This window comes from Rothia kristinae (assembly GCF_016028855.1).
In the GTDB taxonomy this organism is placed as follows: Bacteria; Actinomycetota; Actinomycetes; order Actinomycetales; family Micrococcaceae; genus Rothia; species Rothia kristinae.
This window is the reverse complement of the sequence record NZ_CP065738.1, coordinates 408,585-433,317: the sequence shown is the minus strand read 5'-3', so window position 1 is coordinate 433,317 and position 24,733 is coordinate 408,585. Positions and strand designations below refer to the sequence as shown.

23 protein-coding genes are annotated in these 24,733 nt (G+C 71.9%); 16 read left to right on the top strand and 7 right to left on the bottom strand.

Features of this window, described 5'->3' with window-relative positions:
• Positions 1-101: 101 nt before the first annotated feature.
• From topA to I6G21_RS01900, 5 genes are all read left to right on the top strand, one after another.
• Positions 102-2,957, top strand: coding sequence for a type I DNA topoisomerase (gene topA / locus I6G21_RS01920; RefSeq protein ID WP_129357729.1), 2,856 nt, complete (start codon positions 102-104; stop codon positions 2,955-2,957).
• 4 nt (positions 2,958-2,961) lie between these two features.
• On the top strand, positions 2,962-3,942 hold the full coding sequence (locus I6G21_RS01915; RefSeq protein ID WP_058748409.1) for a Ppx/GppA phosphatase family protein: 981 nt from the start codon (positions 2,962-2,964) through the stop codon (positions 3,940-3,942).
• A 13-nt stretch (positions 3,943-3,955) separates the two neighbouring features.
• Positions 3,956-4,810, top strand: a complete 855-nt coding sequence (locus I6G21_RS01910) for a sugar phosphate isomerase/epimerase family protein (protein WP_375542915.1) — start codon at positions 3,956-3,958, stop codon at positions 4,808-4,810.
• Between the two features lie 236 nt (positions 4,811-5,046).
• Entirely contained in the window at positions 5,047-5,886 is an 840-nt protein-coding gene (gene proC / locus I6G21_RS01905; protein WP_058731624.1) for a pyrroline-5-carboxylate reductase, read from the top strand.
• A gap of 264 nt (positions 5,887-6,150) precedes the next feature.
• Positions 6,151-6,642 (top strand): GNAT family N-acetyltransferase, encoded by a 492-nt coding sequence (locus tag I6G21_RS01900; RefSeq protein WP_058743478.1) that lies wholly within the window; start codon positions 6,151-6,153, stop codon positions 6,640-6,642.
• A gap of 96 nt (positions 6,643-6,738) precedes the next feature.
• On the opposite strand, the gene I6G21_RS01895 is transcribed toward I6G21_RS01900, so the two are convergent.
• Entirely contained in the window at positions 6,739-7,407 is a 669-nt protein-coding gene (locus I6G21_RS01895; protein ID WP_129357731.1) for a potassium channel family protein, read from the bottom strand.
• A complete protein-coding gene (locus I6G21_RS01890; protein WP_058731627.1) occupies positions 7,400-8,815 on the bottom strand; it encodes a TrkH family potassium uptake protein in 1,416 nt (471 codons plus the stop codon). Before I6G21_RS01890 ends, I6G21_RS01895 begins: the two co-directional genes overlap by 8 nt.
• Before the next feature lie 348 nt (positions 8,816-9,163).
• Here I6G21_RS01890 and I6G21_RS01885 point away from each other — a divergent pair, with 348 nt between their 5' ends.
• The 10 genes from I6G21_RS01885 (at position 9,164) to ccsB (ending at position 18,070) form a co-directional block, all read left to right on the top strand.
• A complete protein-coding gene (locus I6G21_RS01885) occupies positions 9,164-10,315 on the top strand; it encodes an acetoin utilization protein AcuC (protein ID WP_081046188.1) in 1,152 nt (383 codons plus the stop codon).
• 56 nt (positions 10,316-10,371) lie between these two features.
• A complete protein-coding gene (locus I6G21_RS10780) occupies positions 10,372-11,274 on the top strand; it encodes an ArsR/SmtB family transcription factor (RefSeq protein ID WP_129357733.1) in 903 nt (300 codons plus the stop codon).
• 60 nt (positions 11,275-11,334) lie between these two features.
• Positions 11,335-12,282, top strand: a complete 948-nt coding sequence (locus I6G21_RS01875; protein ID WP_129357734.1) for a FadR/GntR family transcriptional regulator — start codon at positions 11,335-11,337, stop codon at positions 12,280-12,282.
• A gap of 40 nt (positions 12,283-12,322) precedes the next feature.
• On the top strand, positions 12,323-12,421 hold the full coding sequence (locus I6G21_RS01870) for a 30S ribosomal protein bS22 (RefSeq protein WP_003792170.1): 99 nt from the start codon (positions 12,323-12,325) through the stop codon (positions 12,419-12,421).
• 132 nt (positions 12,422-12,553) lie between these two features.
• A complete protein-coding gene (locus I6G21_RS01865) occupies positions 12,554-12,865 on the top strand; it encodes a glutaredoxin family protein (RefSeq protein ID WP_058731631.1) in 312 nt (103 codons plus the stop codon).
• A gap of 96 nt (positions 12,866-12,961) precedes the next feature.
• The gene (locus tag I6G21_RS01860; RefSeq protein ID WP_129357735.1) at positions 12,962-13,639 is read left to right on the top strand and encodes a histidine phosphatase family protein; all 678 of its coding nucleotides are present in this window, start codon (positions 12,962-12,964) and stop codon (positions 13,637-13,639) included.
• An 81-nt stretch (positions 13,640-13,720) separates the two neighbouring features.
• The gene (locus tag I6G21_RS01855; protein WP_064725123.1) at positions 13,721-14,362 is read left to right on the top strand and encodes a TlpA family protein disulfide reductase; all 642 of its coding nucleotides are present in this window, start codon (positions 13,721-13,723) and stop codon (positions 14,360-14,362) included.
• Between the two features lie 9 nt (positions 14,363-14,371).
• Complete coding sequence (locus I6G21_RS01850) at positions 14,372-15,124, top strand: cytochrome c biogenesis CcdA family protein (RefSeq protein WP_129357736.1); 753 nt, start codon at positions 14,372-14,374, stop codon at positions 15,122-15,124.
• Between the two features lie 29 nt (positions 15,125-15,153).
• Positions 15,154-16,848, top strand: a complete 1,695-nt coding sequence (gene resB / locus I6G21_RS01845) for a cytochrome c biogenesis protein ResB (protein WP_129357737.1) — start codon at positions 15,154-15,156, stop codon at positions 16,846-16,848.
• A gap of 43 nt (positions 16,849-16,891) precedes the next feature.
• Positions 16,892-18,070 carry a c-type cytochrome biogenesis protein CcsB gene (ccsB, locus tag I6G21_RS01840; protein WP_100464110.1) on the top strand — a complete coding sequence of 393 codons (1,179 nt, stop codon included), beginning with the start codon at positions 16,892-16,894 and terminating at the stop codon, positions 18,068-18,070.
• Between the two features lie 110 nt (positions 18,071-18,180).
• On the opposite strand, the gene I6G21_RS01835 is transcribed toward ccsB, so the two are convergent.
• Both I6G21_RS01835 and I6G21_RS01830 read right to left on the bottom strand, forming a co-directional pair.
• The gene (locus tag I6G21_RS01835) at positions 18,181-18,537 is read right to left on the bottom strand and encodes a PLD nuclease N-terminal domain-containing protein (RefSeq protein ID WP_058743623.1); all 357 of its coding nucleotides are present in this window, start codon (positions 18,535-18,537) and stop codon (positions 18,181-18,183) included.
• Positions 18,538-18,600: 63 nt separating this feature from the next.
• Entirely contained in the window at positions 18,601-19,851 is a 1,251-nt protein-coding gene (locus I6G21_RS01830) for an AAA family ATPase (RefSeq protein ID WP_129357738.1), read from the bottom strand.
• 156 nt (positions 19,852-20,007) lie between these two features.
• Here I6G21_RS01830 and I6G21_RS01825 point away from each other — a divergent pair, with 156 nt between their 5' ends.
• A complete protein-coding gene (locus tag I6G21_RS01825; RefSeq protein ID WP_129357739.1) occupies positions 20,008-20,313 on the top strand; it encodes a DUF4229 domain-containing protein in 306 nt (101 codons plus the stop codon).
• A 185-nt stretch (positions 20,314-20,498) separates the two neighbouring features.
• Here I6G21_RS01825 and I6G21_RS01820 read toward each other — a convergent pair whose 3' ends face one another.
• The 3 genes from I6G21_RS01820 to I6G21_RS10580 all read right to left on the bottom strand — a co-directional run bounded on the left by I6G21_RS01820 (position 20,499) and on the right by I6G21_RS10580 (position 24,356).
• Positions 20,499-21,773 carry an MFS transporter gene (locus I6G21_RS01820; protein WP_129357740.1) on the bottom strand — a complete coding sequence of 425 codons (1,275 nt, stop codon included), beginning with the start codon at positions 21,771-21,773 and terminating at the stop codon, positions 20,499-20,501.
• 68 nt (positions 21,774-21,841) lie between these two features.
• Positions 21,842-22,720 (bottom strand): 1,4-dihydroxy-2-naphthoate polyprenyltransferase, encoded by an 879-nt coding sequence (locus I6G21_RS01815; RefSeq protein WP_058743564.1) that lies wholly within the window; start codon positions 22,718-22,720, stop codon positions 21,842-21,844.
• Positions 22,721-22,766: 46 nt separating this feature from the next.
• A complete protein-coding gene (locus tag I6G21_RS10580; RefSeq protein WP_232238481.1) occupies positions 22,767-24,356 on the bottom strand; it encodes an AMP-binding protein in 1,590 nt (529 codons plus the stop codon).
• Positions 24,357-24,733 lie beyond the last annotated feature (377 nt).

Genomic DNA, 24,733 nt, shown 5'->3' with positions numbered 1-24,733 from the left:
GCACCCGGCCTGGGGATGCTCGGCGGGGCCCGCGGCGTCCTCGGCTATCGTGGGAACCGCATCCACTCATCCACCGGTCATCTCGATTCCGAAGGAGTCACGTGCCAGCACAGGCGAAGGGCAAGGGCAGCGGGAGGAGCCTCCTCATCGTGGAGTCCCCCTCCAAGGTCAAGACCATCGGGGGCTATCTGGGCGACGCCTACGTCGTCGAATCCTCGATGGGGCACATCCGCGACCTGCCCCAGCCGTCGGAGCTGCCCGCCGAGATGAAGAAGGGCCCGTACGGGAAGTTCGCGGTGGACGTGCAGCACGACTTCGAGCCGTACTACGTCATCAGCCCGGACAAGAAGAAGAAGGTCGCCGAGCTCAAGCGGCTGCTCAAGGACAGCGACGCCTTGTACCTGGCCACCGATGGCGACCGGGAGGGCGAGGCCATCGCCTGGCACCTGCTGCAGGTGCTGCAGCCGAAGGTCCCGGTGCACCGGCTGACCTTCCCGGAGATCACCAAGGAGGCCATCCAGCGCGGCTTCGAGAACCTCCGGGAGATCGATGCGGACCTGGTGGACGCCCAGGAGACCCGCCGGGTGCTGGACCGCATCTACGGCTACGAGCTCTCCCCCGTGCTGTGGCGCAAGGTCAAGCAGGGGCTGTCCGCCGGGCGCGTGCAGTCCGTGGCCACCCGCCTGGTGGTCGAGCGGGAGCGGGAGCGGATGGCCTTCCGCGCCGCCGAGTACTGGGGCCTGACCGGCACCTTCGCCACCAAGGCCGAGGAGTCCTTCACCGCCCGCCTGTCCGCCCTGGACGGCGCCCGGGTGGCCACCGGCCGGGACTTCGCCGACGACGGCGCCCTGAAGCCGGCCTCCCGGGGGAAGGTCGCGCACCTGGACGAGCAGACCGCCCGTGGACTGGTCGCCGCGCTGGAGGGCGCTGATTTCGTGGTGACCTCGGTGGAGACCAAGCCGTACACCCGCCGCCCGGCCGCCCCGTTCACCACCTCGACCCTGCAGCAGGAGGCCGCGCGCAAGCTGCGCTTCTCCTCCCGCTCCACGATGCAGGTGGCCCAGCGCCTCTACGAGTCCGGGTACATCACCTACATGCGCACGGACTCGGTGGCCCTGTCCGAGCAGGCGATCAACGCCGCCCGCCGCCAGGCCACCGAGCTGTACGGGGCGGAGTCCGTCCCGCAGTCCCCGCGCCACTACGCCTCCAAGTCCAAGAACGCCCAGGAGGCCCACGAGGCCATCCGCCCGGCGGGGGACTCCTTCCGCACACCCTCGGCCGTGAAGTCCCAGCTCTCCGCGGACGAGTTCCGGCTCTACGAGCTGATCTGGAAGCGCACCGTCGCCTCCCAGATGGCCGACGCCAAGGGCCAGACCGCCTCGATCCGCCTGGCCGCGCGCACCGCGGACGGGCGCACCGCCGAGTTCTCGGCGTCGGGCACCGTGATCACCTTCCGCGGGTTCCTCGCCGCCTACGAGGAGGGCCGCGACGCCGCCCGCGAGGAGGAGGCCGACGGGCGCGGGCAGGACAAGCGCCTGCCGAAGCTGGCCGAAGGCGACGCGCTGACCGGGCGCGACGTGGCGGCCGACGGGCACGAGACCGCCCCGCCGCCGCGCTACACCGAGGCCTCCCTGGTCAAGGCCATGGACGAGCTGGGAATCGGGCGGCCCTCCACCTACGCCGCGGTGATCTCCACGATCGTGGACCGCGGGTACGTGGCCAACCGCTCCGGCTCCCTGGTGCCGCAGTGGATCGCGTTCTCCGTGGTGCGCCTGCTGGAGGAGCACTTCTCCAAGTACGTGGACTACGAGTTCACCGCGGAGATGGAGGAGGACCTGGACCGCATCGCCCGCGGGGAACAGGGCAAGGACGAGTGGCTGACCGGCTTCTACTACGGCAACGAGACCAAGCACGGGCTGCTGCCGATCGTGGAGGACCTCGGGGAGATCGACGCCCGGGCCATCAACTCGGTGGAGATCGCCGAGGGGATCACCCTGCGGGTGGGCCGCTACGGGCCGTACCTGGAGTCCGGCGGCGGCGTGGATGAGCAGACCGGGGAGGTCACGGACCCGATCCGGGCCAACATCCCGCAGGACCTCGCCCCGGATGAGCTGACCCCGGAGAAGGCGCGGGAGCTGATCGAGCAGGGCAAGTCCGACGGGCGCGAGCTCGGCGTGGACCCGGAATCCGGGCACATGATCGTGGCCAAGGACGGGCGGTTCGGACCCTACGTCACCGAGCTCATCCCGGAGATGACCGACGAGGAGTTCGAGCGCTGGAAGGCCGAGCAGCCCGTCGAGTACTACAAGAACGGCAAGCCCAAGCCGATCAGGAAGCCCAAGGCCGCCAAGCCGCGCACGGCGTCGCTGTTCAAGTCCATGGACCTGGCCACCGTGACCCTGGAGGAGGCGCTGAAGCTGCTGAGCCTGCCCCGGGTGGTCGGCAAGGACGCCGAGGGCACCGAGATCACGGTGCAGAACGGGCGCTACGGGCCGTACCTGAAGAAGGGCTTGGACTCCCGCTCGATCGCCTCCGAGGAACAGATCTTCACGATCACCCTGGAGGAGGCCGAGGCGATCTACGCCCAGCCCAAGCAGCGCGGGCGGGCCGCGGCCAAGCCGCCGCTGGCCGAGTTCGGGAAGGACCCGAGCACGGACCTGCCGATCGTCGTCAAGGACGGGCGCTTCGGCCCGTACATCACCGACGGGCAGACGAACGTGACGGTGCCCCGCTCGGAGACCCTGGAGGGCCTGACCACCGAGCGGGTCGTGCAGCTGCTCGCGGAGAAGCGGGCCAAGGGCCCGGCCAAGAAGCCCGCCCGGAAGAGCCCCGCCAACAAGACGACGGCCAAGAAGACCACCGGGACCAAGGCCACCGCCAGGAAGACGACCGCGAAGAAGACGACGGCGAAGCGCTCCGGTGCGGCGTCGTCGGCGAAGACCACCGGGAAGGCCTGAACCCATGCGTCTGTCCGTGCTCGACGTCGGCTCCAACACGGTGCACCTGCTGCTGCTGGACGTGACCCCCGGCTCCCGCCCGGAGCCCTACGCCTCCCACAAGATGCCGCTGCAGCTGGTGCAGCACCTCACCGAGGACGGGGACATCTCCGAGAAGGGGCGGGACCTGCTGACCAGCTTCGTCGCCGAGGCCCGGGACTTCGCCGCCGCGCACGACGCCGAGGACCTGCTGGCCTTCGCGACCTCGGCCATCCGCGAGGCCGGCAACGGCGCGCAGGTGCTGGAGCACGTGCAGTCCCGCACCGGGGTGACCCTCACGGAGATCTCCGGGGACCAGGAGTCCGCGATCACCTACTTCGCGGTGCGCCGCTGGCAGGGCTGGGGTGCGGGCACGATCCTGGACCTGGACATCGGCGGCGGCTCCTTCGAGATGTCCATCGGCCAGGACGCCCTGCCCGACGCCGCGGTGTCCGTGCCGCTGGGGGCCGGGCGCCTGACCCGCCGGTTCATCGAGCACGACCCGGCCAAGCCCAAGGAGATCAAGGCGCTGCGCAAGCACGTGCGCCAGACCCTCAAGCCGGCGGTGGAGAAGATCCGCGCGGCCGGCACCCCGGACATGGTGGTGGGCACCTCCAAGACCTTCCGCTCCCTGTCCCGGATCTGCGGGGCCGCGCCCTATTCGGCCGGTCCCTACGTGAAGCGGGAGTTCCACCTGACGGACCTGCGGCTGTGGACCCGGCGCATGGAGGCCATGACCGTGGCCGAGCGGCGGGACCTGCCCGGGGTCTCCGCTCGGCGGGCCGCGCAGATCCTGGCCGGCGGCATCGTCGCGGAGACCGCGCTGGAGCTGTACGGCGTGGAGACCATGCGCTCGGTGCCGTGGGCCCTGCGCGAGGGCCTGATCCTGCGCCGGATGGAGCGGCTGAACTCCGCCCAGGGGCCGACGGCGATGATCGACCCCAAGACCCTCTCGGACCTCGCCTAGGAGCATCTCTTCCGTGTCCACCCCCTCCCTTCCCGCCCCCGACGACGCGCCCCTGCCGGAGGTGCCCGGTCTGGCGCGGCCGGTGGCCCTGTCCACCTCGGCCTGCTACCCGCTGGGGGTCCCGGAGACCTTCGCGACCGCGCAGGACCTGGGCTATGACGCCGTCGAGGTGATGATCACCGGGAACCCGCTGTCCCGGGACCCGGACGAGCTGCTGGACCTGCAGCAGAAGCACCAGCTGCCCATCGCCGCGATCCATGCCCCGACCCTGCTGCTGACCCAGCATGTGTGGGGGGATGCCTGGAACAAGATCCGGCTGGCCGCGAAGATGGTGGAGCGGGTCGGCGCCGACGTCATGGTCGCCCACCCGCCGTTCGTGTGGCAGCGGCGCTACGCCCGCGGCTTCGCCGAGCACGTCTCCCGGATCTCTCGGGAGGAGGGCGTGAAGATCGCGGTGGAGAACATGTACCCGTGGACGGTGCGCGGACACTCGGTGCAGGCCTACGCCCCGCACTGGTCCCCGCTGGATCAGGACTACGAATGGGTCACCTGGGACTTCTCCCACGCGGCGGCCTCCGGCACGGACTCCCTGGAGGCGGTGCGCCAGCTGGGCGGCCGGCTGGGGCACGTGCACCTGACCGACGGCTCCGGGAAGGCCATCATGGATGAGCACCTGCGGCCCGGGCACGGCACCCAGCCGGTGGCCGAGACCCTGGATCACCTGGCGGCGGTGGACTGGCACGGGGTGGTGGGGGTGGAGGTCTCCACCCGCAAGGCCAAGGACGTCTCGATGCGCGATGAGTGGCTGGCCGAATCCCTGGCCTTCGCCCGCGCCCACCTGGGGGAGGCCCCCCGGGAGCGCGACTGAGGCTGCCCCTTTCGGCGTCTCGCGAGGGTCTCCTGACGCCGAGCCGTCAGTGGTGTGCGTTATGGGCACGTTATGCGCCACGTGGGTGACGGTTCGGCGCTCGCGTGCGGCGTCGTCATCGAGTGGTCTCCTGTGACGCGCGGAATAACGGGACGGCGTCGCGCCGTTGCACCGGGCAGAGTCCATCCGTCCCCGACGCCGCGCGGCCGCGTGCCGCGCGAGACAAGGAGTGCCGCATGTCCGCCCCCGTGATCGCCTTCCTCGGCACCGGCTCCATGAACGGCTCGATCCTCGACGGCGTGCTCGCCGGCGGGGCCGACCCGTCCGCGGTGCGCGCGACCACCCGCTCCGCGACCAGCGCCCAGCGGCTGGCGGCCGAGCACCCGGAGATCACGGTGCTCAGCGAGGAGGACGATGAGCGGGCCAACCTGCGGGCCGTCGACGGCGCGGACATCGTGCTGCTGGGGGTCAAGCCCAAGGGCATCCAGGATCTGGCCGCGAGCCTCGCCGAGGCCCTGGATCCCAGCACCGTGGTGCTCTCGGTGGCCGCCGGCATCGACGTGGCGATGCTGGAGCAGGAGCTGCCCGAGGGCCAGCCGGTGGTCCGCTCCATGCCCAACACCCCGTCGTCGGTGGGCCGCGGGGTGATCGCCCTGGTGCCCGGCACCCACGCGGGGGAGGAGGCCCTGGGCCTGGCGAAGGACGTGCTGCGCCACTCCGGCACGGTGCTGGAGGTCTCCGAGGATCAGATCGGGGCGATCACCGGCGTCTCCGGTTCGGGCCCGGCCTACGCGTTCTTCTTCGCCGAGGCGCTGCAGCAGGCCGGGCAGGCCCTGGGGCTGGATGAGCAGACCGCACGGCTGGTGGCCAAGGAGACCCTGGCCGGGGCCGGGGAGCTGCTGCACGCCGACGACGCCGACCCGGCCGCCCTGCGCGAGGCCGTCACCAGTCCAGGCGGCACCACCGAGCAGGCGCTGAAGGTCTTCGCCGAGGGCGGGCTGGTGGAGCTGACCGAGAAGGCCGTGCGCGCCAGCGCCGAGAAGGGCGCGGCCATGGAGGAGCAGTTCCGCCGGTGATGCTCACCGGGCCCTGTCATCCCCGACGGGGCGATGGTAGCGTGCGGGGCATGAGACGAATCCCCTCACCCACGGAGCGCCGGGCCCTCCATGCCCCGCGTTTCGTGGTGGCTTGTCCCGAGGCTCAGGGGCAGCACCCCACCGGCGACGACGGTCTGACGGACCGGCAGCGGGAAGCGCTGTCGCAGCGGTACCGCCGCGGCCCCGGCGCGCCCCTGACGGATGCCGAAGGGGAGATCATCCAGCGCTTCCGCGCTCGACGGCATGGCGGCTGAGCAGCTGCGGCAACTCGATCGCGCGGATTTTCCCCAGCTCCAGCAGTGGGTCTGCACCTCGCCGGCGAACGCGAGATACCAAGGAGGGCGTCGACCGTGGGATCCTCGCCCCTGGGAGCTGGAGGTGCAGTCCTATCTGCGCACCCTGAAGCCGAAGACTCCCGGAGTCCTCTGGGGCGCATTTCACGGGCCGGAGCTTCGGGCCGTCGCTCACCTGGACTTCTCCGAGGATTTCGGAGCGACGATCATCCGAGCGCTTGCACGGGCTGAGGCGTATCGAGGTCAGCATATGGGCGAGGTGATGCTCGAACAGTGCATCCGGTTCGCTGCGGGAGCGGTGCTGCGCGCGACGGCGGATGTCCTCGTCGCGAAGATCGACCACCGGAATGAACCCAGCAGGAGGCTCTTCGACAGCAAGGGCTTCACCCGCGAGGGCTCGGACCCGCACAGCGGACTGGAGCTCTGGCTCAGGAACGTCTGATGGCCAGTCTCTCGCCATCGCCGTCGCCGAGCCGTCACTGCCGTGGCGTCTGGAGGCCTCGGAGCCCACGGCAGTGACGGTTCGGCGTCGGAGGGGCTACGGCCGGGCCGCGAAGCGCTCGATCAGGTCCACCTGGCCGGAGACGATCAGCACGTCCCGGGAGGTGATCTTCGTCTGGGCGGTCGCGTAGGTGAAGTCCTCCCCGGGGGACTTCACACCCACGATGGTCACCCCGTAGCGGTCGCGCAGGTTCGCCTCCTCGATGGTGAACCCGTGGGTCTCCTGGGGCGGGTACATCTTCACGATCGCGAAGTCGTCGTCGAACTCGATGTAGTCCAGCAGGCGCCCGGACACCAGATGCGCTGCGCGGCGCCCGGCGTCGGCCTCCGGGTAGATCACGTGGTGCGCGCCGATGCGGGAGAGGATCTTCCCGTGCGCCGGGGTGATGGCCTTGGCCCAGATCCGCTCGATCCCCAGGTCCACCAGGTTCGCCACGATCAGCACGCTGGACTCGATCGAGGTGCCCACCCCGACGACGGCGGCCCCGAAGTCCTCCGCGCCGACCTGGCGCAGGGCGTCGATGTCCGAGGCGTCGGCCTCCACCACGTGGGTGAGCACCCCGGACCACTTCTGCACGGTCGCGGCGCTGCGCTCGACGGCGAGGACCTCCTTGTTCTGGCGCAGCAGCTGCAGGGCCGTGGACGCGCCGAAGCGGCCCAGGCCGATCACCAGGACGGGGGCGTTGTGGGCGGGACGCTCAGCCAATGAGGGGCCTCTCTTCCGGGTACTTGAACAGGCGCGAGCGGGAGCGCAGGGCCAGGCCGGTGGCCACGGTCACCGTGCCCAGCCGGCCGATGAACATCAGCACAGACAGGATGCACAAGCCGCTGGCGGGCAGGCGCCCGGACAGCCCCACGGACAGCCCGCAGGTCGCGTAGGCGGAGATCACCTCGAACAGGATGGTCTCCAGGGGCTCCCGGCACACCATCATGAGCGCGGCGGTGCCCAGCACCACGCAGGTCGCCGACAGCACGATCACCGTGATCGCGATGCGCAGCACCGAATCCGGGATGGTGCGGTGGAAGGCGGTGACGAACTGGTCGCCGCGCGCCTCGGCGAGGATCGCCAGGAACACCACCGCCATCGTCGTGATCTTGACGCCGCCGGCGGTGGAGGCGGAGCCGCCGCCGACGAACATCAGCATGTCCGTGATGAGCTTGGTGATGGGGTTCATCTGGTCCATGTCCACCAGGTTGAACCCGCCGGAGCGGGTCATCACGGAGGCGAACACCGCGTGCAGGGTCTTCTCCATGACGGTCTCCCCGCCGAGCGTGTCCTCGTTGCCCCATTCGGCCGCTCCCCACAGCAGCGCCCCCACGACCAGCAGGATCAGGGAGCCGAAGATGGTGATGCGGGCGTTGAGGTTCCAGCGCTTGGGGTTGATCCCGACCATCCGCAGCACGAGGATCACGGGGAAGCCGAGGGAGCCGACGAAGACCCCGGCGCACAGCGGCAGCAGGATCCACCAGTCCGTCCCGTACGGGACCAGCCCGTCCGAGTGGGGGGTGAATCCGGCGTTGTTGAAGGAGGACACGGCGTAGAAGATGCCGTGCCACACGGCCGTGAAGAGGTTCTCCCCGAGCAGCATGAACCGCGGGGCCAGGAGCACGGCGATGCTCGCCTCGATGCTCGCCGAGGTCAGCACGACGGTGCGCAGCAGCTGCGCGACCTCCCCGAGTCGGCCCTGCTTGCCGGCGATGCTCAGCCCCTCCTGCGCGAACAGCTTGGTGCGCAGCCCCAGCTTGCGCCCGAGGGCGATGGCCAGCAGCGAGGTCATGGTCAGGGTGCCCAGTCCGCCGATCTGGATGGCCAGCAGGATCACCAGCTGCCCGAACACGCTCCACTGGCTGGCCGTGGACACCGCGGTCAGCCCCGTCACGGTCACCGCGGAGGTCGCGGTGAACAGGGTCGTGGCCAGGTCCGGGGCGTGCCCGCTGCGATTGGCGATGGGCAGGCTCAGCAGCAGGGTCGCGACGATGATGACCAGCAGGAACGCGGTGATGGAGATCCGCGCGGGGGAGGTGCCGAAGATCCGTCCGGCGAAGTCCCGGGCCTGCTGGGCGCGGGTGCGCGGCTCACGGGAGAGGGTCGTGGCGGTGTCCCTGCTGAGCACGCCTCCTCCTCCCGGGTGCGTTGCGGCGTCGTGACGGGTCCGAGCCGAACGGGCGTCCAGGCGGCGGGCGGAGAGCTTCAGAGGACGCGGCGGCGGGGGCCGGTTCTCAGCGTAGCGGCTCGGTGGGCCCGGGGACGAGACTGCCGCCCCGGGGCGACGCCGCGGGGCCGGGATCGCGACGATGGCCGGTGGCCTCCACCCCCGGGGCGAGGTCCGGGCGTCATCTGGGAGGGCGCGGTTCGGGTCCGCCGGGTGCGCCGTGTCACAATCGATGACGTGAGCATTCTGCCATCCGCCTCCTCCGGGCGCGGGGCCCAGCCGGAGACCACGGTGCTGTGGGACCCGGCCATGACCGCGTACTTCTTCGGGGATTACCACCCGATGCATCCCAGCCGCCTGGAGGCCACCGCGCGCCTGGCCGCGGACCTGGGACTGTTCGACCTACCCCAGGTCACCCGGCAGAGCCCCGAGGTGCTGGACGACGCCGGTCTGCTCACCGTGCACGACGCCGAGTACGTGGCGGCGGTGCGGCGCATCAGCGCGGACCCCTCGCTGCGGATCCCCGGCACCGGTCTGGACGGGGAGGAGACCCCCGGATTCGCGGGGGTGCACGAGGCCGCGGCCCGGCTGGCCGGGGGCAGCCTGCAGGCGGCCGAGGCCATCCTGGAGGGTACGGCGCAGCACGCGGTGAACTTCGGCGGGGGGATGCACCACGCCCACCGGGACCACGCCAGCGGGTTCTGCGTGTACAACGACTGCGCCGTCGGGATCCGGCACCTGCTGGACCACGGGGTCGGCAGGGTCGCCTACATCGATATCGACGCCCACCACGGGGACGGCACGCAGGCCATCTTCTGGGACGACCCCCGGGTCATGACCATCTCCCTGCACGAGACCGGGATGTCCCTGTTCCCCGGGACCGGCTTCGCCAACGAGTCCGGCCCGGAGGGGGAGGCGGTGGGCACCGCGGTGAACGTGGCCCTGCCCACGCGCACGGGGGACGCGGAGTGGCTGCGGGCCTTCCACGCCGTCGTGCCGCAGCTGGTGCGGGCCTTCGCCCCCGAGGTGATCGTCTCCCAGCACGGCTGCGACTCCCATTTCAAGGACGACATGACGCACCTGCGGCTGTCCGTGGACGCGCAGCGGGAAGCGGCGCTGAGCATCGCGGACCTCGCCGCGGAGCTGACGGAGGACCGCTGGATCGCCACCGGCGGCGGCGGGTACAACGCCCTGGATGCGGTGCCGCGCTCCTGGACGCACCTGATCGGCATCGCCGCCGGCCGGTACCTGGATCCCGCGACGCCGACGCCGCCCAGCTGGCGCTCCTGGCTGCGGGAGCGCTACGGGGTGCGAGCCCCGGAGCTGATGGGCGACGAGGTGGACGTGTGGTGGCGCTCCTGGGAGATCGGGTACGACCCGGCCGATGACCTGGACCGCACCGTGATGGTCACCAGGAAGCAGGTGTTCCCGCTGTGGGGGCTGGACCCGTGGTACGACTGAGCCGGTCGGCGGACCCCGGCGACGGTGCCCGGACATCCGCCGTTAAGGTGGAGGACATGAGCACCGATGTCTTCTCCGTGATCGCCGACCCCACCCGCCGACGCATCCTGCGGGCGGTGCAGGGGCAGGCGCGCCCGGTCAACGGCATCGTCACGGAGCTGGGGGTCAGCCAGCCGACGGTCTCGAAGCACCTGAAGGTCCTGCGCGAGGCCGGGCTGGTGAGCGTGCGCGCGGAGGGTCAGCGGCGCCTGTACTCCCTCCTGCCGGAGCCGCTGGAGCCGGTCCGCCAGTGGCTGGAGGAGCTGATCGCCGCGGGCGAAGAGGCTCCGGCGGAGCAGACCGCGCCGGAGCAGGAGACGACGGGTCTGGGCACGGCGGAGAAGTCCGACGCGGGGGAGGCCCCGGCAGAGCAGGCCGATGCCGCGGCTCCGGCCGCGGAGGACGAGGCTCAGGGGTCTGAGTCTCAGGAGTCGAGACCGCAGGAGCGCCCCGCAGGGGCTTCGGCGCCGGCGGCCGGGGTGGTGCAGCACCGCCCGGCCCATCGCCGCACTCCCCGGCGCTTCCAGCCGCTGACCCCGCTGCCGGCGACCACCCAGCCGGCCGCCCCGCCGACCCCGGAGCCCTTCGACCTGGAGGCAGCCCTGGCCTCGGCCCCCTCGCACCCGGCCGAGGGCGTGCCCACCGATGCCGAGCCCGCTCTTCCCTCCGTCGAGCAGGACATCGCGTCTGACGTCGCACCGGCCTATCCCGCACCCGCAGACGTCGAGTCCGCAGCCGCACCCGCCGCGATCGAGCCAAATCGGCCGGAGCCCCCGCAGGAGCCCGCACCCGCAGATGCCGACCCCTCGGGTCCGGTGGAGGCGGTGGACCCGCTGGCGCGCCGCACGTCATCGGAACCGGCCGATGCGGGACAGTCGGGATTCTTGGCTACGCTGTTTGGCAGGAAGCGCGGGCGATAGGAGGGCCATCCTCACGTCCTGGACCACCACCGTCGACCGTAGGGAAGAATCAGCAACGACATGGCTACCGACCGGAAGATCCTCCAGTGGCTGGAGAGCGAGCTGTTCGACGGCGCCCTGGTGCTCGGCCAGCAGCTGCCCAGCGAGCGGCGGATCGCCGCGGCCGTGGGCGCCTCGCGCAGCGCGACCCACGAGGCGCTGAAGTCCCTCGAGACCATGGGGGTCCTCCGACTCTACGAGGGACGCCGTCACCAGCTGATCGCCCAGCTCGTGCGCGAGCCCGCGGCCTCCGCCGGCCCGGCGCTCAAGCTGCATATGGCCACCGCCGAATATCCCCTGCGCGACATCGTCCACACCCGGGTGCTCCTGGAGACCTGGGCCGTGCGCCGGGCGGACCGGGAGCACCCGGCGATGCGCGAGCTGCACGCCATCATGGAGGAGATGGACCGGGATGACCTGGGGCTGAAGGACTTCCACCAGCTGGAGGTCTCCTTCCACGTGGCCCTGACCCGGCTGGCCGGCAACAGCCTGGTCACCGGTCTGCTGACCTCCCTGCGCGATTCCATCTGCGAGTACACGATGTCCCTCGTCGGCTACGTGCCCCTGTGGTCCGCGACCGCCACCCGCCTGCGGGCCGAGCACCGCGCGATCGTCGCCGCTCTGGAAGCCGGGGACAACGAGCTGGCCGCGCGCATGGTCGCCGAGCACATCGAGGGCCACTACCTGGAGGCGGGGGTGGACCCGGACCGGAAGCAGCGCTCCTCCGCCAGCGTGTTCATGCAGCCGCAGACCGACGAGGAGGGGAAGGTCCAGCCGCGGGAGAACGCCTCGACCCTGGCCGGCAGCGTCGCCGACTCCCGGGACTCCGACGCAGACCTGCCGGATTCCGCCCCCGCCGGAGAGGACGGGCTGGAGAGCTTCCGCGCGGAGGACGACGCCGAGGATGCGGATCGCCCCGCGGCCCCCGCCGAGGCCGCGGATTCGGGGAAAGCCGACTCGACCTTGTAAAGTGTCTGAGGACCGTCGAGAAGACAAGGCAGGTACATCTATGGGTTCCGTCATCAAGAAGCGCCGCAAGCGCATGGCCAAGAAGAAGCACCGCAAGCTCCTGCGCAAGACCCGCCACCAGCGCCGCAACAAGAAGTAGTCCCTGACAGCGGACCGCGCGGCACCCGAACGGGTGCGCTACGGCCGCCCGCCGCACCCGCGGTGGGCGGCCGGCGTCGTCTGCGGGCGCTGTGGGCGCGCGGGCCGGGCGCAGGCGGTTAGGCTGGGGGATATGAGTGCCGCCGTCTCCCCCTCCGCCGCCGCGGGATCCGCCGGGTCCGCGCCCCGGCTGGAGCTGCTCACCAGCGCCGGATGCCACCTGTGCGAGCAGGCCCGGCGGGACCTGGACGCCGTGACCGGGGAGTTCGGCCTCGACTGGAGCGCCCGGGACATCGACGGGGACCCGCAGCTGCTGCGCCGCTACGGCACCGAGATCCCCGTGCTGCTCATCGACGGCACCCCCCGGGACTTCTGGCGCATCGACGTCCCGCGGCTGCGTCGCCTCCTCGCCGGGCTCCTGGCCGGGCGGGATCCCGAGGCCTGACGGCCCGCGCACCCCTCGGGCCCGACGCCGTCGGCCCGCTCCCGGCCCCCGCGCCCCCCGCCCGCCGGGAGACGCAAGGAATCGGAAAGGAACACCATGACCGCATCCGCGACGGTGCACCTGCTGCGCCACGGCGAGGTCCACAACCCCGAGCGCATCGTCTACGGGCGCCTGCCCGAATACCACCTGTCCGAGACCGGGCGGCAGATGGCGGAGCTGGCCGCCGCGGAGCTGGCCCGCCGGGCCGCCGAGAGCGCGCGCATCGTCTGGCTGGGCGCCTCCCCGCTGACCCGCGCCCAGGAGACCGCCGCCCCCGTCTGTCGGGAGCTGGGCCTGCCCGTGCACACCGATGAGCGCCTGATCGAGGCCGGCAACTGGTTCGAGGGCCTGCACGTGGACCGCCGGGAGCTGGTCGGCAGCCCCCGGCACTGGCCGAAGCTGCTCAACCCGCTGCGCCCCTCCTGGGGGGAGCCGTACCGGGAGCAGGTGACCCGGATGGCCGAGGCCGTCAAGGCCGCCGCGGTGCGCGCCGTCGAGATCGGCGGGGACGGGGCGGAGGCGGTGCTCGTCTCCCACCAGCTGCCCATCTGGATCCTGCGCCGCAGCATCGAGGGTCGGTCCCTGCCGCACGATCCGCGCAGTCGCCAGTGCAACCTGGCCTCCCTGACCTCCCTGGAGCTGCCCGACGTACACGCCCCGGGCCGCCCGCGGATCCGCTACACCGAACCCGCGGCCCCCCTGTACCCAGGGGTCATTCAGCTTCCCGGCTCATAATGGCCGGACCCGCGCCCGGGCCGCAGCTCGAGCGCGCCCGCACGCCAGCCACCGCCCGGAACACCCCGTCAAGAAAGCACCATGCCCCTTCCCGATCGCACGCGACTCACCCGCCGAGGATTCCTCGCGGCCGGCACCGCTCTGGGCCTGGCCGCGCTCACGGCCTGCTCCTCCGGCGATGACGGCCTGGCCGAGCAGGCCAACCGCGCCGACGGCAAGGGCTTCATCTCCGGGGACGGCACGGTCACCGAGTACGCCGAGAAGGACCGCACGGACCCCGTGCAGTTCACCGGGAACCTGTTCGACGGCGGCCAGCTCACCGGCGCCTCCCTGCACGGGAAGCCCTCCCTGCTGAACTTCTGGTACGCCGGCTGCGCCCCGTGCCGGGCCGAGGCGCCGCACCTGGTCAAGCTGCACGACGAGTTCGGGGACCGGGTGGCTTTCTACGGGGTCAACCTGCGCGATGAGAAGGGCACCGCGGAGGCCTTCGAGCGCAACTTCGGGGTGGACTACCCCTCCGTCGAGGACCGCACCGGCGAGGTGCTCATGGCGATGTCCGACTACGTCCCGGCCCAGGCCGTGCCCACGACCCTGGTGCTCGATGCCCAGGGTCGGGTGGCCGCCCGGGTGCTCGGGCAGATCGACGAATCCACCGTGCGCACCCTGATCCAGGACCAGCTCGGCGGGGCCAGCGCCGCGCCGTCGGCCTCCGCGACGGCGTAGGGCACGGGCGTGGGTTCCTCCTTCGGTCAGGTGGTGCTGGACGGCTCCCTGTGGGCCGCCGTGCCCCTGGCCGCCCTGGCCGGGCTGATCTCCTTCGCCTCCCCGTGCGTGCTGCCCCTGGTGCCCGGGTACCTCGGGTACGTCACCGGGCTGACCGGATCGGACCTGCAGCAGCGCCGCCGCGGGCGGATGCTGGCCGGGACCGGGCTGTTCGTGCTCGGCTTCTCCTTCGTCTTCGTGCTGATGTCCGTGCTCCTCGCGCAGGTCGGGGCCGCCCCCTGGCTGCGCGGGCAGACCTGGATCACCGTGGTGCTGGGCCTGCTGGTGATCCTCATGGGCGTGGTGTTCATGGGCGGGATCCCCTGGTTCCAGCGGGACCGCAAGATCCATGCCCGTCCCCCGGCCGGACTGTGGGGCGCCCCGGTGCTGGGGATGACCTTCGGGCTGGGCTGGGCCCCGTGCATCGGGCCCACCTTCGCCGCGGTGCAGGCCCTGGTCTACGTGCAGGGACCCACCAGCGCCAAGGCGATCCTGCTGACCACCGTGTACTGCCTGGGCCTGGGGGTGCCGTTCCTGCTGATCGCCCTGGGCTTCCGCCGCTCGGCGGAGGCCTTCGGGGTGCTCAAGCGGCACCGTCGGGGCCTGCAGATCACCGGGGGTGCGGTGCTCGTCGTCGTCGGGGTGCTCATGGCCACCGGGGTGTGGGGCTCGCTGTTGTCCTGGATCCAGTCCGTGACCCCCGGCTATGAGCTGCCGGTATGAGCCCGGAATCGTCGAAGGGAAGCCACGCCATGAAGTCCGAGGACTCCCCGGAGCAGACCTCGCAGGACGCCCAGCCGCGGCGGGACAGCCGACGCTCCCGCCGTCGGTCGCGCACCGCCGACGCCCCCGCGCTGGGGCCGCTGGGCATGCTGCGCTGGGCCTGGACCCAGCTGACCAAGATGAACACGGCCCTGTTCCTGCTGCTGCTGCTCGCGGTGGCCGCGGTGCCCGGGTCCATCTTCCCGCAGAACATCCAGGACCCCGGCAAGGTCCAGACCTACCTCGAGGCCCACCCCACCTGGGGGCCGATCGCGGACAAGCTGCAGCTGTTCGACGTCTTCTCCTCCGTGTGGTTCTCCGCGATCTACCTGCTGCTGTTCATCTCCCTGATCGGCTGCGTCCTGCCGCGGGCCGTGAAGCACGCCAAGGACTGGCGGGCCAAGCCCCCGCGCACCCCCCGCAACCTCTCCCGGCTGCCCCAGCACCGCACCCTGACCATCCCCGCGGACTCCGTGCGCACCGCCGACGGAGCCCCGCTGGACCCGCAGACCGCGGTGCGCACCGCCCAGCGGATCCTGCGCCGGCGCCGCTACCGCACGGACCTGCGCCTGGACGGCCCCGCCCCCAGCGTGGGTGCGGAGCGGGGCATGGTCCGGGAGCTGGGCAACCTGCTGTTCCACGCCGCGCTGATCGGGGTCCTGGTGGGCATGGCCATCGGCTCCCTGTTCGGGTACTCGGGACAGAAGATCGTGGTCAAGGGGGAGTCCTTCGTCAACACCCTGGTCAGCTACGACACCTTCACCCCCGGCACGGACTTCGACGCCGACCGGCTGCGTCCCTTCTCCCTGACCCTGGACGACTTCCACGTCAGCTTCGACAGGCAGCAGGGCTCGCCCACCTACGCCCAGCCCCTGGACTTCACCGCGGACGTGTCCGTGAAGGACGACGCCGACTCCAAGGCCCGGAAGGAGACCCTCAAGGTCAACCAGCCGCTGAGCGTGGACGGCACCCGCGTGTACCTGTCCGGCAACGGCTACGCCCCGATCGTGAAGGTCACCGACGGGGACGGGAAGGTGGCTTACGAGGGCCCGGTGGTCAGCCTCGCCACGGACAAGACCTACACCTCCTCCACGGTCCTGAAGGTCCCGGACGCCCGCCCGGATCAGCTCGGCTTCGTCGGGATGTTCCTGCCCTCCGCCGTCATCCAGGACGGGCAGTCCCCGTACTCGGCGGACCCCAGCCTGTCCAACCCGGCCCTGGTGCTCTCCTCCTACAGCGGGGACCTCGGGCTGGACGGCGGCACCCCGCAGAACGTGTACGTGCTGGACACCTCCTCCCTGCACGAGCTGAACTCGATGCGCAACAAGAACGGCATCGTGCTCACCGAGCAGAACCCCAAGGCCGAGCTGCCCGAGGGCAAGGGCAGCATCGAGCTGGAGGGCGTGAGCCGCTACGTCGGCCTGGACATCCACTACGACCCGGGCAAGCCCGTGGTCCTGGTCTCCTTCCTGCTGGCCTTCGCCGGACTGGTGGTCTCCCTGTTCGTGGCCCGGCGCCGCGCCTGGGTCACCGCGCGTGCGACCCGCCTGGCCGACGGCACCGACGCCGTGGTCGTGGAGTACGGGCTGCTGGCCCGCGGGGAGGACCCGCGCATCGGCGCGGAGGCGGACCGGCTGACCCAGCTGTTCGCCAAGGAGTGGGGACTAGAATTCAGCGAAGCGTGAGCCCCCGGCCGCGCCGCGCGCAGACTCGCGAGGAAAGGCAGTCATGACCCTGAACGAGAACCTCGGCCAGTGGAGCGAGATGCTCATGTTCCTGGCCGCCCTGGTCTACGTGGTGGCCTTCGTGGCCTTCACCTGGGACCTGGCCTCCCACTCCCGGGCCACCCGCCGCGCCGAGGAGGCCACCCGCGCGGAGTCCGGCGACGCCGCCTTCGGGCTGGAGCGGGTCCCGGCCGGGGTGGCCGCGGGCGGGGCCGGTGCTGATGCTGGTATTGATGCTGGGGCTGGGTCTGGTGCCGGCCGCGGGCAGGAGGGTGCGGCGCCGTCGGGGCGGGCTGCTCCGGGCTACCCGGAGGATGCCGCCGAGCAGACCGGCGTCGGCACCCGGGGCCGCGGACGCTCCCGCGCGGAGAAGGCCCGCCTGGCCGGGCAGACCGCCGATGACGCGATGCTGTACTCGGGGGAGCGGCGCCCGGCCGCGAACGTGGCCGTGGCCGTGATGGTGCTGGCCGCCGTGGTGCACCTGGCGGGGGTCGTGACCCGCGGGCTCGCGGCGGGGCGGGTGCCGTGGGGCAACATGTACGAGTTCTGCACCACCGGCGCCCTCGTCGTCTCCGCGGTGTTCCTGATCTCCCTGCTGTTCCGGGACCTGCGCTTCGTCGGGACCCTGGTCTCCGGGTTGGCGCTGGTGATGATGGTCGCGGCGACGATCGGCTTCCCCACTCCCGTGGGGCACCTGCAGCCGGCCCTGCAGTCCTACTGGCTGGTGATCCACGTGTCCGTGGCCGTGATGGCCTCCGGGGTGTTCACTATCACCTTCGCGATGGCGGTGCTGCAGCTGCTGCAGGGCTGGCGGGAGCGGCGGCTGATCGAGGGGGAGCGGGACCGGATGCCGTTCCTGCGCCTGGTGCCCTCCGCGCAGGCCCTGGAGAACTTCGCGTTCCGGCTCAACGCCGTCGGGTTCGTCATGTGGACCATCACCCTGGCCTTCGGGGCGATCTGGGCGGAGCAGGCGTGGGGCCGCTACTGGGGCTGGGACGCCAAGGAGGTGTGGACCTTCGTCATCTGGGTGGTCTACGCCGCGTACCTGCACGCCCGGGCGACCCGCGGGTGGACGGGCGCCCGCTCGGCGTGGCTGTCGATCATCGGCTACGCCTGCATCATCTTCAACTTCACGGCCGTGAACACGGTCTTCAACGGCCTGCACTCCTACTCGGGCCTGTAAACCCCCTCCCCCTCGCCGCAAAACTGGAGATGCTTCGCATTTCGGGACCTGTATCGTCCCGTTCTGCGAAGCATCTCCAGTTTTGCGGGCTGGTGGGGGAGTGGGCGGGGTCAGTCCGGTTTGCGGCGCTGCTCGCGCTCCCGGTCCTTCCGACGTCGTTCGGCCTGCTTGGCCAGGAAGTCCAGGTACGCGGCGTCGTCGTCCGGGGCGCGCCCGGCCTGCGGGGCAGGTCCCGCGGAGGGACCGCGACGACGACGGGGCTCACCGCCTGCGGGTCGGTCCCGGCGGGTGCCGAGGCTCAGCCACAGCACGGGACCGATCACCGGGAAGAGCAGGGCGATGAGGAACCAGGCCGGCTTGGGCAGGGCCCGGATCCGGCTCCGTTCGGTGCGGGCGACGTCGAGCAGGGCGTAGATGCTCAGCCCCACCAGCAGGGCCCCGACGGCGATGATCAGAACGGCGCGCATGCCAGCGATTCTACCGGGGCCCGCCGGGCCCCGCTCCTGGGGTCGCCCCTGCGCGACATGATGTCAAGCGCGCTCCTCGTAGGGCCAGTCAGTGGCGAGCAGCGCCTCCACGGCGCGATTTCGGAAGCGGTACACCTTGCCGCGTCCGCGGCGCTGGATGATGCCGCGCACGACGTCGAGGCGTTGTGAAGTGGGCCCTGCCTGACTGGATTTCGCGTACCCGGCCTCCTCCGCGATCGCACTGAGGGTCCGCGACTCAGCCGGCAGCGCGACCATGGCGTCGAGGAATTCTCGTTCACGGGTCGGCAGCCTCTGGAGGATGCGCTCGACGTGCGTCTCCGCGGCGTCCGCCGCCCGCTCCCACCCTCGGAAGGCCTGACGCTCGGTGATCACCTCGCTGGTGCCGGCGTTCCAGGCCTGTTCCCCGGCCAACTGGAAGAGGAAGGGTTCGCCGCAGGAGAGCTGGATGATCGCTCGGCGGGCGTCCGGGTGCATGCTGATGCGGGTGAGGCCGCCCTGGTCGTCGGGGACTTCCCACCCGTCGGCGACGAAGGGCTCGAGCGCCATCTCCAGATCCTCGTCGCTGATGGCCTCCAGCACCGTCGTCTTGAAGCGTCGGGCGAAGGTCGCACCGGTGCGCGCTCCGGCCATCTCCGCGAATTCCGGAAGACCGGTGAGGTAGACGGCGAGGGGAAGCACCCGCGAGAAGGAGTATCCGCCGGGCGCCTGGACCGTCTCTTCGTGGGTGAGCGCATCGCCGAGGGCGACCAGCAGCTGGGAGCGGACATCGTCATCGTCGATGTTCTGCACTTCATCGAGGTGTATCAGCACCATGGTGTTGCGGGCCCGCAAGGCGGAGCGTCCGATCTCGATCAGCAGATCGGTCAGGTCGGTGTACGGCTCGGGGGCTTGCGCATCCCGCAGGCTCAGGGACACTCCCGCAGCTGCGATCTTCTCAACACGACGGATCAAGGCGGTCACCGAGTGCTCTCGGGCCGTGGTCAGGCCCGCCTGCCGGGCCAGATCCACCAGCGCCCGGGCGAGGCGGCGCAGCGGATCGGTCCCCCGGGGAATCCGCAGCTGGCCGGTGGTCCAGTCCCCCTGGTGCCGGGCTTCCTCGCTGATCCTGTTGACCAGACAGGATTTCCCCGTGCCCGGTTCACCCAGGATGGTCCTGCCCCGTTCGGCCCTACCCGCCAGACGACGAGGCCGGAGCACCTGATGCCAGTCATCGAGCTCCTCGCGGCGCCCAGCCCAGATCTCGGGGACCGTGTCCGACCCCGGGTTGAAGGGACAGTCAACGGGCGTTCTCATGGTGATAAATTTATCACCTATTCGATCTGCTGATAAATTTATCAGAGACCGTCGGGGGAGGGGGCGTGACGGCTGATCCACCGGGGGCTGCGGGGCCGATGGTCGGGGCGGGTCCGTCTTCAGAAGGCGTGCAGGTGCCGCGGGTACAGTGGTGGCGTGAACTTCCTGAAGTACTCGCTGATCCGCCTGGGCCTGATCGTCGTCGTGTTCCTGCTGTGCATGCTGATCGGCATCGGGCCGTTCCTGGCCGGGATCTTCGCGGTGCTCATCGGGCTGGCCGTGGGCTACCTGGCCTTCCCGCGCCTGCACACCGCCGCCGGGCAGGAGTTCACCGCCTTCTTCCGCCGCCGCCGCACCCGCAGCGAGGCCCGACGCATCCACCCGCGCACCGCCCAGGAGGACGCCGCGGTGGAGGACGAGTACGTGGACGAGCAGCTGCGCCGCGAGGACCGTAGCATCTGACCCCGGGTTCTTCCGCGAGGCGGCGCTTTCGTTCCCTCTTGCCCTGGATTCTTCCGCGAGGCGGCGTTTTCGTTCCCTGTTTCGGCGTTTTAGGGAACGGATGCGCCGTCTCGCGTGGGCCGGGGGGAGGGGTGGGTACGGATGCGCCGGGTCGTGTTGGGGCAGGCCCACCCCCGAGAAGCCGGTCAGGGGCGGGGCGGCGTCGGCTCCCCGATGCGGCGGTTGCGGCCGGCGACGACGCCCGCGGCGAACTGCACGCACGCCAGCACCAGCAGCGACCACAGCACCGCCGCCCAGGATCCGGTGGCCTCGGCGAGGGAGCCGGCCAGCAGCGGGCCGGTCGCCGCCAGCAGGTAGCCCAGGCACTGGGACATCCCGGACAGGCGCAGGGTGTGGGCCGGGTGCACGGTGCGCAGACCCATCATCGCCAGGGACAGGGAGAAGCCGCCGCCGCAGCCGATGCCGACCAGACCACACCACAGCACGGCCCCGCCCGGCCACAGCAGCGCTCCTACTGCCGGCACCACGATCATCGAGGACAGCAGTATCGCCAGCCACGACTGGGACGCGCGGCGCTCGGCCAGGAAGCTCACGGAGAGGTTCCCCAGGATCCCGGTGACCTGCAGGGTGAACAGGTGCCACCCGGCGGCCGCGGCTCCCACGCCCAGTCGGGCCTCCATGCTCGGCAGCCACATCATCACCGTGTAGAACACCGCCGACTGCAGACCCATGTACAGGGTCACCGCCCACGCGATGGGGGAGCGCAGCATGGACACCCGGCGCAGGGACGGCGGCTCCGGGGCCGACGGCAGCACGGGCAGCGCCCCGGTGACCGCCTCCCGCAGGGGGACGGTGCGCTGCTGGGTGCGGCGTCGACCGCGGGTGCGCACCGCCCACCACAGACCCGCCGCGCCCGCCGGCACCGCCCACAGCGCCAGACTCGTGCGCCACCCGCCCGGCAGGACGGCGGCCAGCGGCTCGGAGAACCCCGCCGCCAGGGCCGCGGCCACCGAGAGCACCGCGGTGTACATCCCGGTCATCACGGATACCTGGCCGGGGAAGTCCCGTTTGACGATCACCGGCACGACGACGTTCTGCACCGCGATCCCCGCGCCCACCAGCAGGGTGCCGACCCACAGCAGGCCGGGCCCGGGCGTGGAGCGCACCAGGATCCCCGCGGCGAGCACCGCCAGCGCCGCCAGCACCGCCCGCTCCAGGCCCACGCGCTGGGCCGGCAGGGCCACCACCGGGGAGAGCACCGCGAAGGCCAGCAGGGGCAGCGCCCCGAGCAGGCCGGCGCCGGCCGCGGACAGGCCGGTCGCGGCGCGCAGCGGCTCCACCACGGGCCCGACGGAGGTCAGGGCCGGGCGCAGGCAGGAGGCCACCAGCAGCACCAGCAGGCACCAGCCCCACGGGAAGGGGCGGGCGGCTCCGGACCGGGCAGCGTCGGGTCGGCTCATGCCAGGGTCGCCGGGACGACGCGCGCTGCCGGCGTCGGGACCGTTCACCCCGCCGTCGTCGGGCCGCTTCACGCCGCCATCACCGCGGCGACGACCAGCAGCAGCGCGAAGGCCAGGCTGAGGAATCCGGTCTGGCGCAGCACCGGGATCAGGGCGCGCATCTGCTGCGTCCGCAGCACGGTGCGCACCGCCGGGACGGCCAGCACCAGCGAGCACAGCACCAGCAGGACCCACGGGTTCTCCGGCACGGCGAAGACCATCACGGCGTAGGCCAGCACGATCTCCCCGGCGTACGCCAGCCGGGCCCGCGCGTCGCCCAGACGCACCGCCATCGTGCGCTTGCCGGCCACCTCATCGGTGGGGATGTCCCGGAGGTTGTTGGCCATCAGCAGCGCGCAGGCGATCAGCCCCATGGCGACGGCGGCGCACCAGGCGGTCGCGGACAGGCGGGAGGCCTGGGTGAAGGTGGTGCCCAGGGTGGCCACCAGCCCGAAGTAGATGAAGACGAACAGGTCGCCCAGCCCGAGGTACCCGTAGGGGTGCTTCCCGCCGGTGTAGCCCCAGGCGGCCAGCACCGCGGAGGCCCCGATCAGCAGGAACCACCACTGCCCCGCCAGGATGATCAGCCACAGCCCGGCGGCCCCGGCCGCGCCGAAGCACGCGAACGCCGCCAGCTTCACCTGGCGCGGGGCGGCGGCGCCGGAGCCGGTCAGGCGCAGCGGGCCCACGCGCGTCTCGTCGTCGGTGCCCTTGATGCCGTCGGAGTAGTCGTTGGCGTAGTTGACCCCCACCTGCAGGAAGAACGCGACGAGCAGCGCGAGCACCGCCGGCCCGACGTGGAGGGAGTCCATCTGCGCGGCCGCCGCGGAGCCCGCGATCACCGGCGCCACCGCCAGCGGCAGCGTCCTCAGCCGCGCCCCCTCGACCCACTGCCCCACGGTTGCCACGGCGGACGTCCTTCCCTCGATGCGCTCACGAACGGCCCCCATTGTCTCACTCGGGGCGGCGGGGGTGGTGCCTCACTCGGGACGACGGCGGGGGCGCGGCGAGGGCGCGGGCGACGGCGGCCCGGTCCGGTTTGCCGGTCGAGGTCAGCGGCAGGGCGCGCACCACCTCCAGGCGCTTCGGCACCGCGGCGGGGCCCAGGCGCTCGCGGACCGCGGCGCGCAGCCGGTCCTCCAGCTCCGCGGTCTCGCGCGCATCCGCGTTCCCGCGCGCGTCCGGGTCCTCGTGCGCATCCGCGGGGTGGGCGGGGGCGCTCGGCGTCGTGCCGGACAGGCCGGGGACGGCGACCATCGCAGCCACCGCCTGTCCCCACCGCGGGTGCGGCACCCCGACCACGAGGGCCTCGCGCACCCCCCGGACCTCCTCGAGGGCCGCGGCCACGGCACGGGCGGAGACTTTGATCCCTCCGGTGATGATCACGTCGTCGGCTCGCCCGGCCACCCTCAGGCGCTGCCCGGCGAGGTGCTCGGGGCGGGGGGCGTCGGAGTGGTCTGTGGGGCGGGATGCGGAGCGAGATCCTGTCTCGGGCCTGGGTCCGGGCCCGGGTCCGGACCCGGTGGGGGAACCACTTTCGGTTCCGGGCCGGGACCCCGCGAGAGACGTGATGTCCTCCAGGGTGCCGAGGTCGTCGGTGCGGTACCAGCGGGTGCCGTGCGCGTCCACGCGGAAGTGCTCGGTGTGGCGCGCGTGGTCCTCCAGGTAGCCCGCGGCCACGGTGGGTCCGCCGAGCCAGATCCGCCCCGGACCTCCGGCGGGGCCCTCGTCGACCGCGCTGGGGGATGATCCATCGAGCACGCCGGGGGCGGCAGAGACCGGAGTTCCGGGTGCGGAGCCTGGTCCGTGCGAGTCCGGCCCGTCTTCCGTCGCCGGGCCGCCCGCCGTCGTCGTCGGCTCGATGCGCACCTCGACCCCGGGCAGGGCGCGCCCGTCGTACACGCAGCCGCCGGCGGTCTCCGCGCTGCCGTAGGTGGTGACCACCGGCAGCCCCAGCTCCCGGATGCGCGCGCGCAGACTCGCTGAGGCCGGGGCCCCGCCGAGCAGGATCGCGCGGAAGGAGCGCAGCGCCTCGTGCAGCTGGTCGGCGGGGACGACGCCGGATTCGGCGGCCTCCAGCAGCACGTGCAGCTGGGTGGGCACCAGGGCGGTCATCCGCCGCGGGTGGGTCATGCGCTCGACGGCGGCCAGGAAGTCTCCGGCGGTGAACCCCGTCCCGGGAGCGAGGGACGCGGTGGTCACGGGGGTGGTCCCGGCCAGCATGGAGCGGGCGATCACCTGGGCCCCGGCGACGTAGTGCACGGGCAGGGCCAGCAGCCACTGCGCCCCGTCCGAGTCGGTGGTCTCGGCGGTGGCCCGCCCCGACGCCCGCAGCGACCCGGCGGTGAGGAGGGTCCGCTTGGGGGTGCCGGTGGAGCCGGAGGTGGCCACGACCAGCGCGGGAGCGTCCCGATCCGCCTCCGGCAGCGAACTCAGCCCGCGGGTCAGGGACTGCGGCGTCTGGGAACCGGGACCATCCAGCACCGGCACGCCGGGCCCAGGGGCGGGCGGTTCGGGGGCGGGGGTGAGCGCGGAGAAGTCCATGCCCACCAGGCTATCCGCAACGTTTCCGGGTGGGGCCGGTCTGGTCGGTGGCGGCCCGTTCCTGTCCGTCCGACGCCGAGACGGCGCATCCGTTCCCACCCGAGCGTCATCCCCACGCGAGTCGGCGCATCTGTTCCCAGAAACGCGGAAACCGGGTACGAGAGCGCCGCCTCGCGGGAAGGCCCAGCCTCGGTGGGTACGAGAGCGCCGGGTCGGGATCGCCGTTTCGGTTCAACTCCGCTCATTTCACACGCGAGGCGGCGCATCCGTACCCACCCCCACGCGAGGCGGCGCATTCGTTCCCGGAAACGCCGTAAGCGGGAACGGATGCGCCGCCTCGGCGATGATCTCGGGGCCTATGGGTACGAGTGCGCCGG

Bases quoted from the DNA above. Each gene is read 5' to 3' on its own strand.
- I6G21_RS01915 (WP_058748409.1), top strand. From the start codon at position 2,962: ATGCGTCTGTCCGTGCTCGACGTCGGCTCCAACACGGTGCACCTGCTG.
- proC (WP_058731624.1), top strand. From the start codon at position 5,047: ATGTCCGCCCCCGTGATCGCCTTCCTCGGCACCGGCTCCATGAACGGC.
- I6G21_RS01900 (WP_058743478.1), top strand. From the start codon at position 6,151: ATGGCGGCTGAGCAGCTGCGGCAACTCGATCGCGCGGATTTTCCCCAG.
- I6G21_RS01885 (WP_081046188.1), top strand. From the start codon at position 9,164: ATGACCGCGTACTTCTTCGGGGATTACCACCCGATGCATCCCAGCCGC.
- I6G21_RS10780 (WP_129357733.1), top strand. From the start codon at position 10,372: ATGAGCACCGATGTCTTCTCCGTGATCGCCGACCCCACCCGCCGACGC.
- I6G21_RS01875 (WP_129357734.1), top strand. From the start codon at position 11,335: ATGGCTACCGACCGGAAGATCCTCCAGTGGCTGGAGAGCGAGCTGTTC.
- I6G21_RS01870 (WP_003792170.1), top strand. From the start codon at position 12,323: ATGGGTTCCGTCATCAAGAAGCGCCGCAAGCGCATGGCCAAGAAGAAG.
- I6G21_RS01865 (WP_058731631.1), top strand. From the start codon at position 12,554: ATGAGTGCCGCCGTCTCCCCCTCCGCCGCCGCGGGATCCGCCGGGTCC.
- I6G21_RS01860 (WP_129357735.1), top strand. From the start codon at position 12,962: ATGACCGCATCCGCGACGGTGCACCTGCTGCGCCACGGCGAGGTCCAC.
- I6G21_RS01855 (WP_064725123.1), top strand. From the start codon at position 13,721: ATGCCCCTTCCCGATCGCACGCGACTCACCCGCCGAGGATTCCTCGCG.
- resB (WP_129357737.1), top strand. From the start codon at position 15,154: ATGAAGTCCGAGGACTCCCCGGAGCAGACCTCGCAGGACGCCCAGCCG.
- ccsB (WP_100464110.1), top strand. From the start codon at position 16,892: ATGACCCTGAACGAGAACCTCGGCCAGTGGAGCGAGATGCTCATGTTC.
- I6G21_RS01835 (WP_058743623.1), bottom strand. From the start codon at position 18,537: ATGCGCGCCGTTCTGATCATCGCCGTCGGGGCCCTGCTGGTGGGGCTG.
- I6G21_RS01830 (WP_129357738.1), bottom strand. From the start codon at position 19,851: ATGAGAACGCCCGTTGACTGTCCCTTCAACCCGGGGTCGGACACGGTC.
- I6G21_RS01820 (WP_129357740.1), bottom strand. From the start codon at position 21,773: ATGAGCCGACCCGACGCTGCCCGGTCCGGAGCCGCCCGCCCCTTCCCG.
- I6G21_RS10580 (WP_232238481.1), bottom strand. From the start codon at position 24,356: ATGGACTTCTCCGCGCTCACCCCCGCCCCCGAACCGCCCGCCCCTGGG.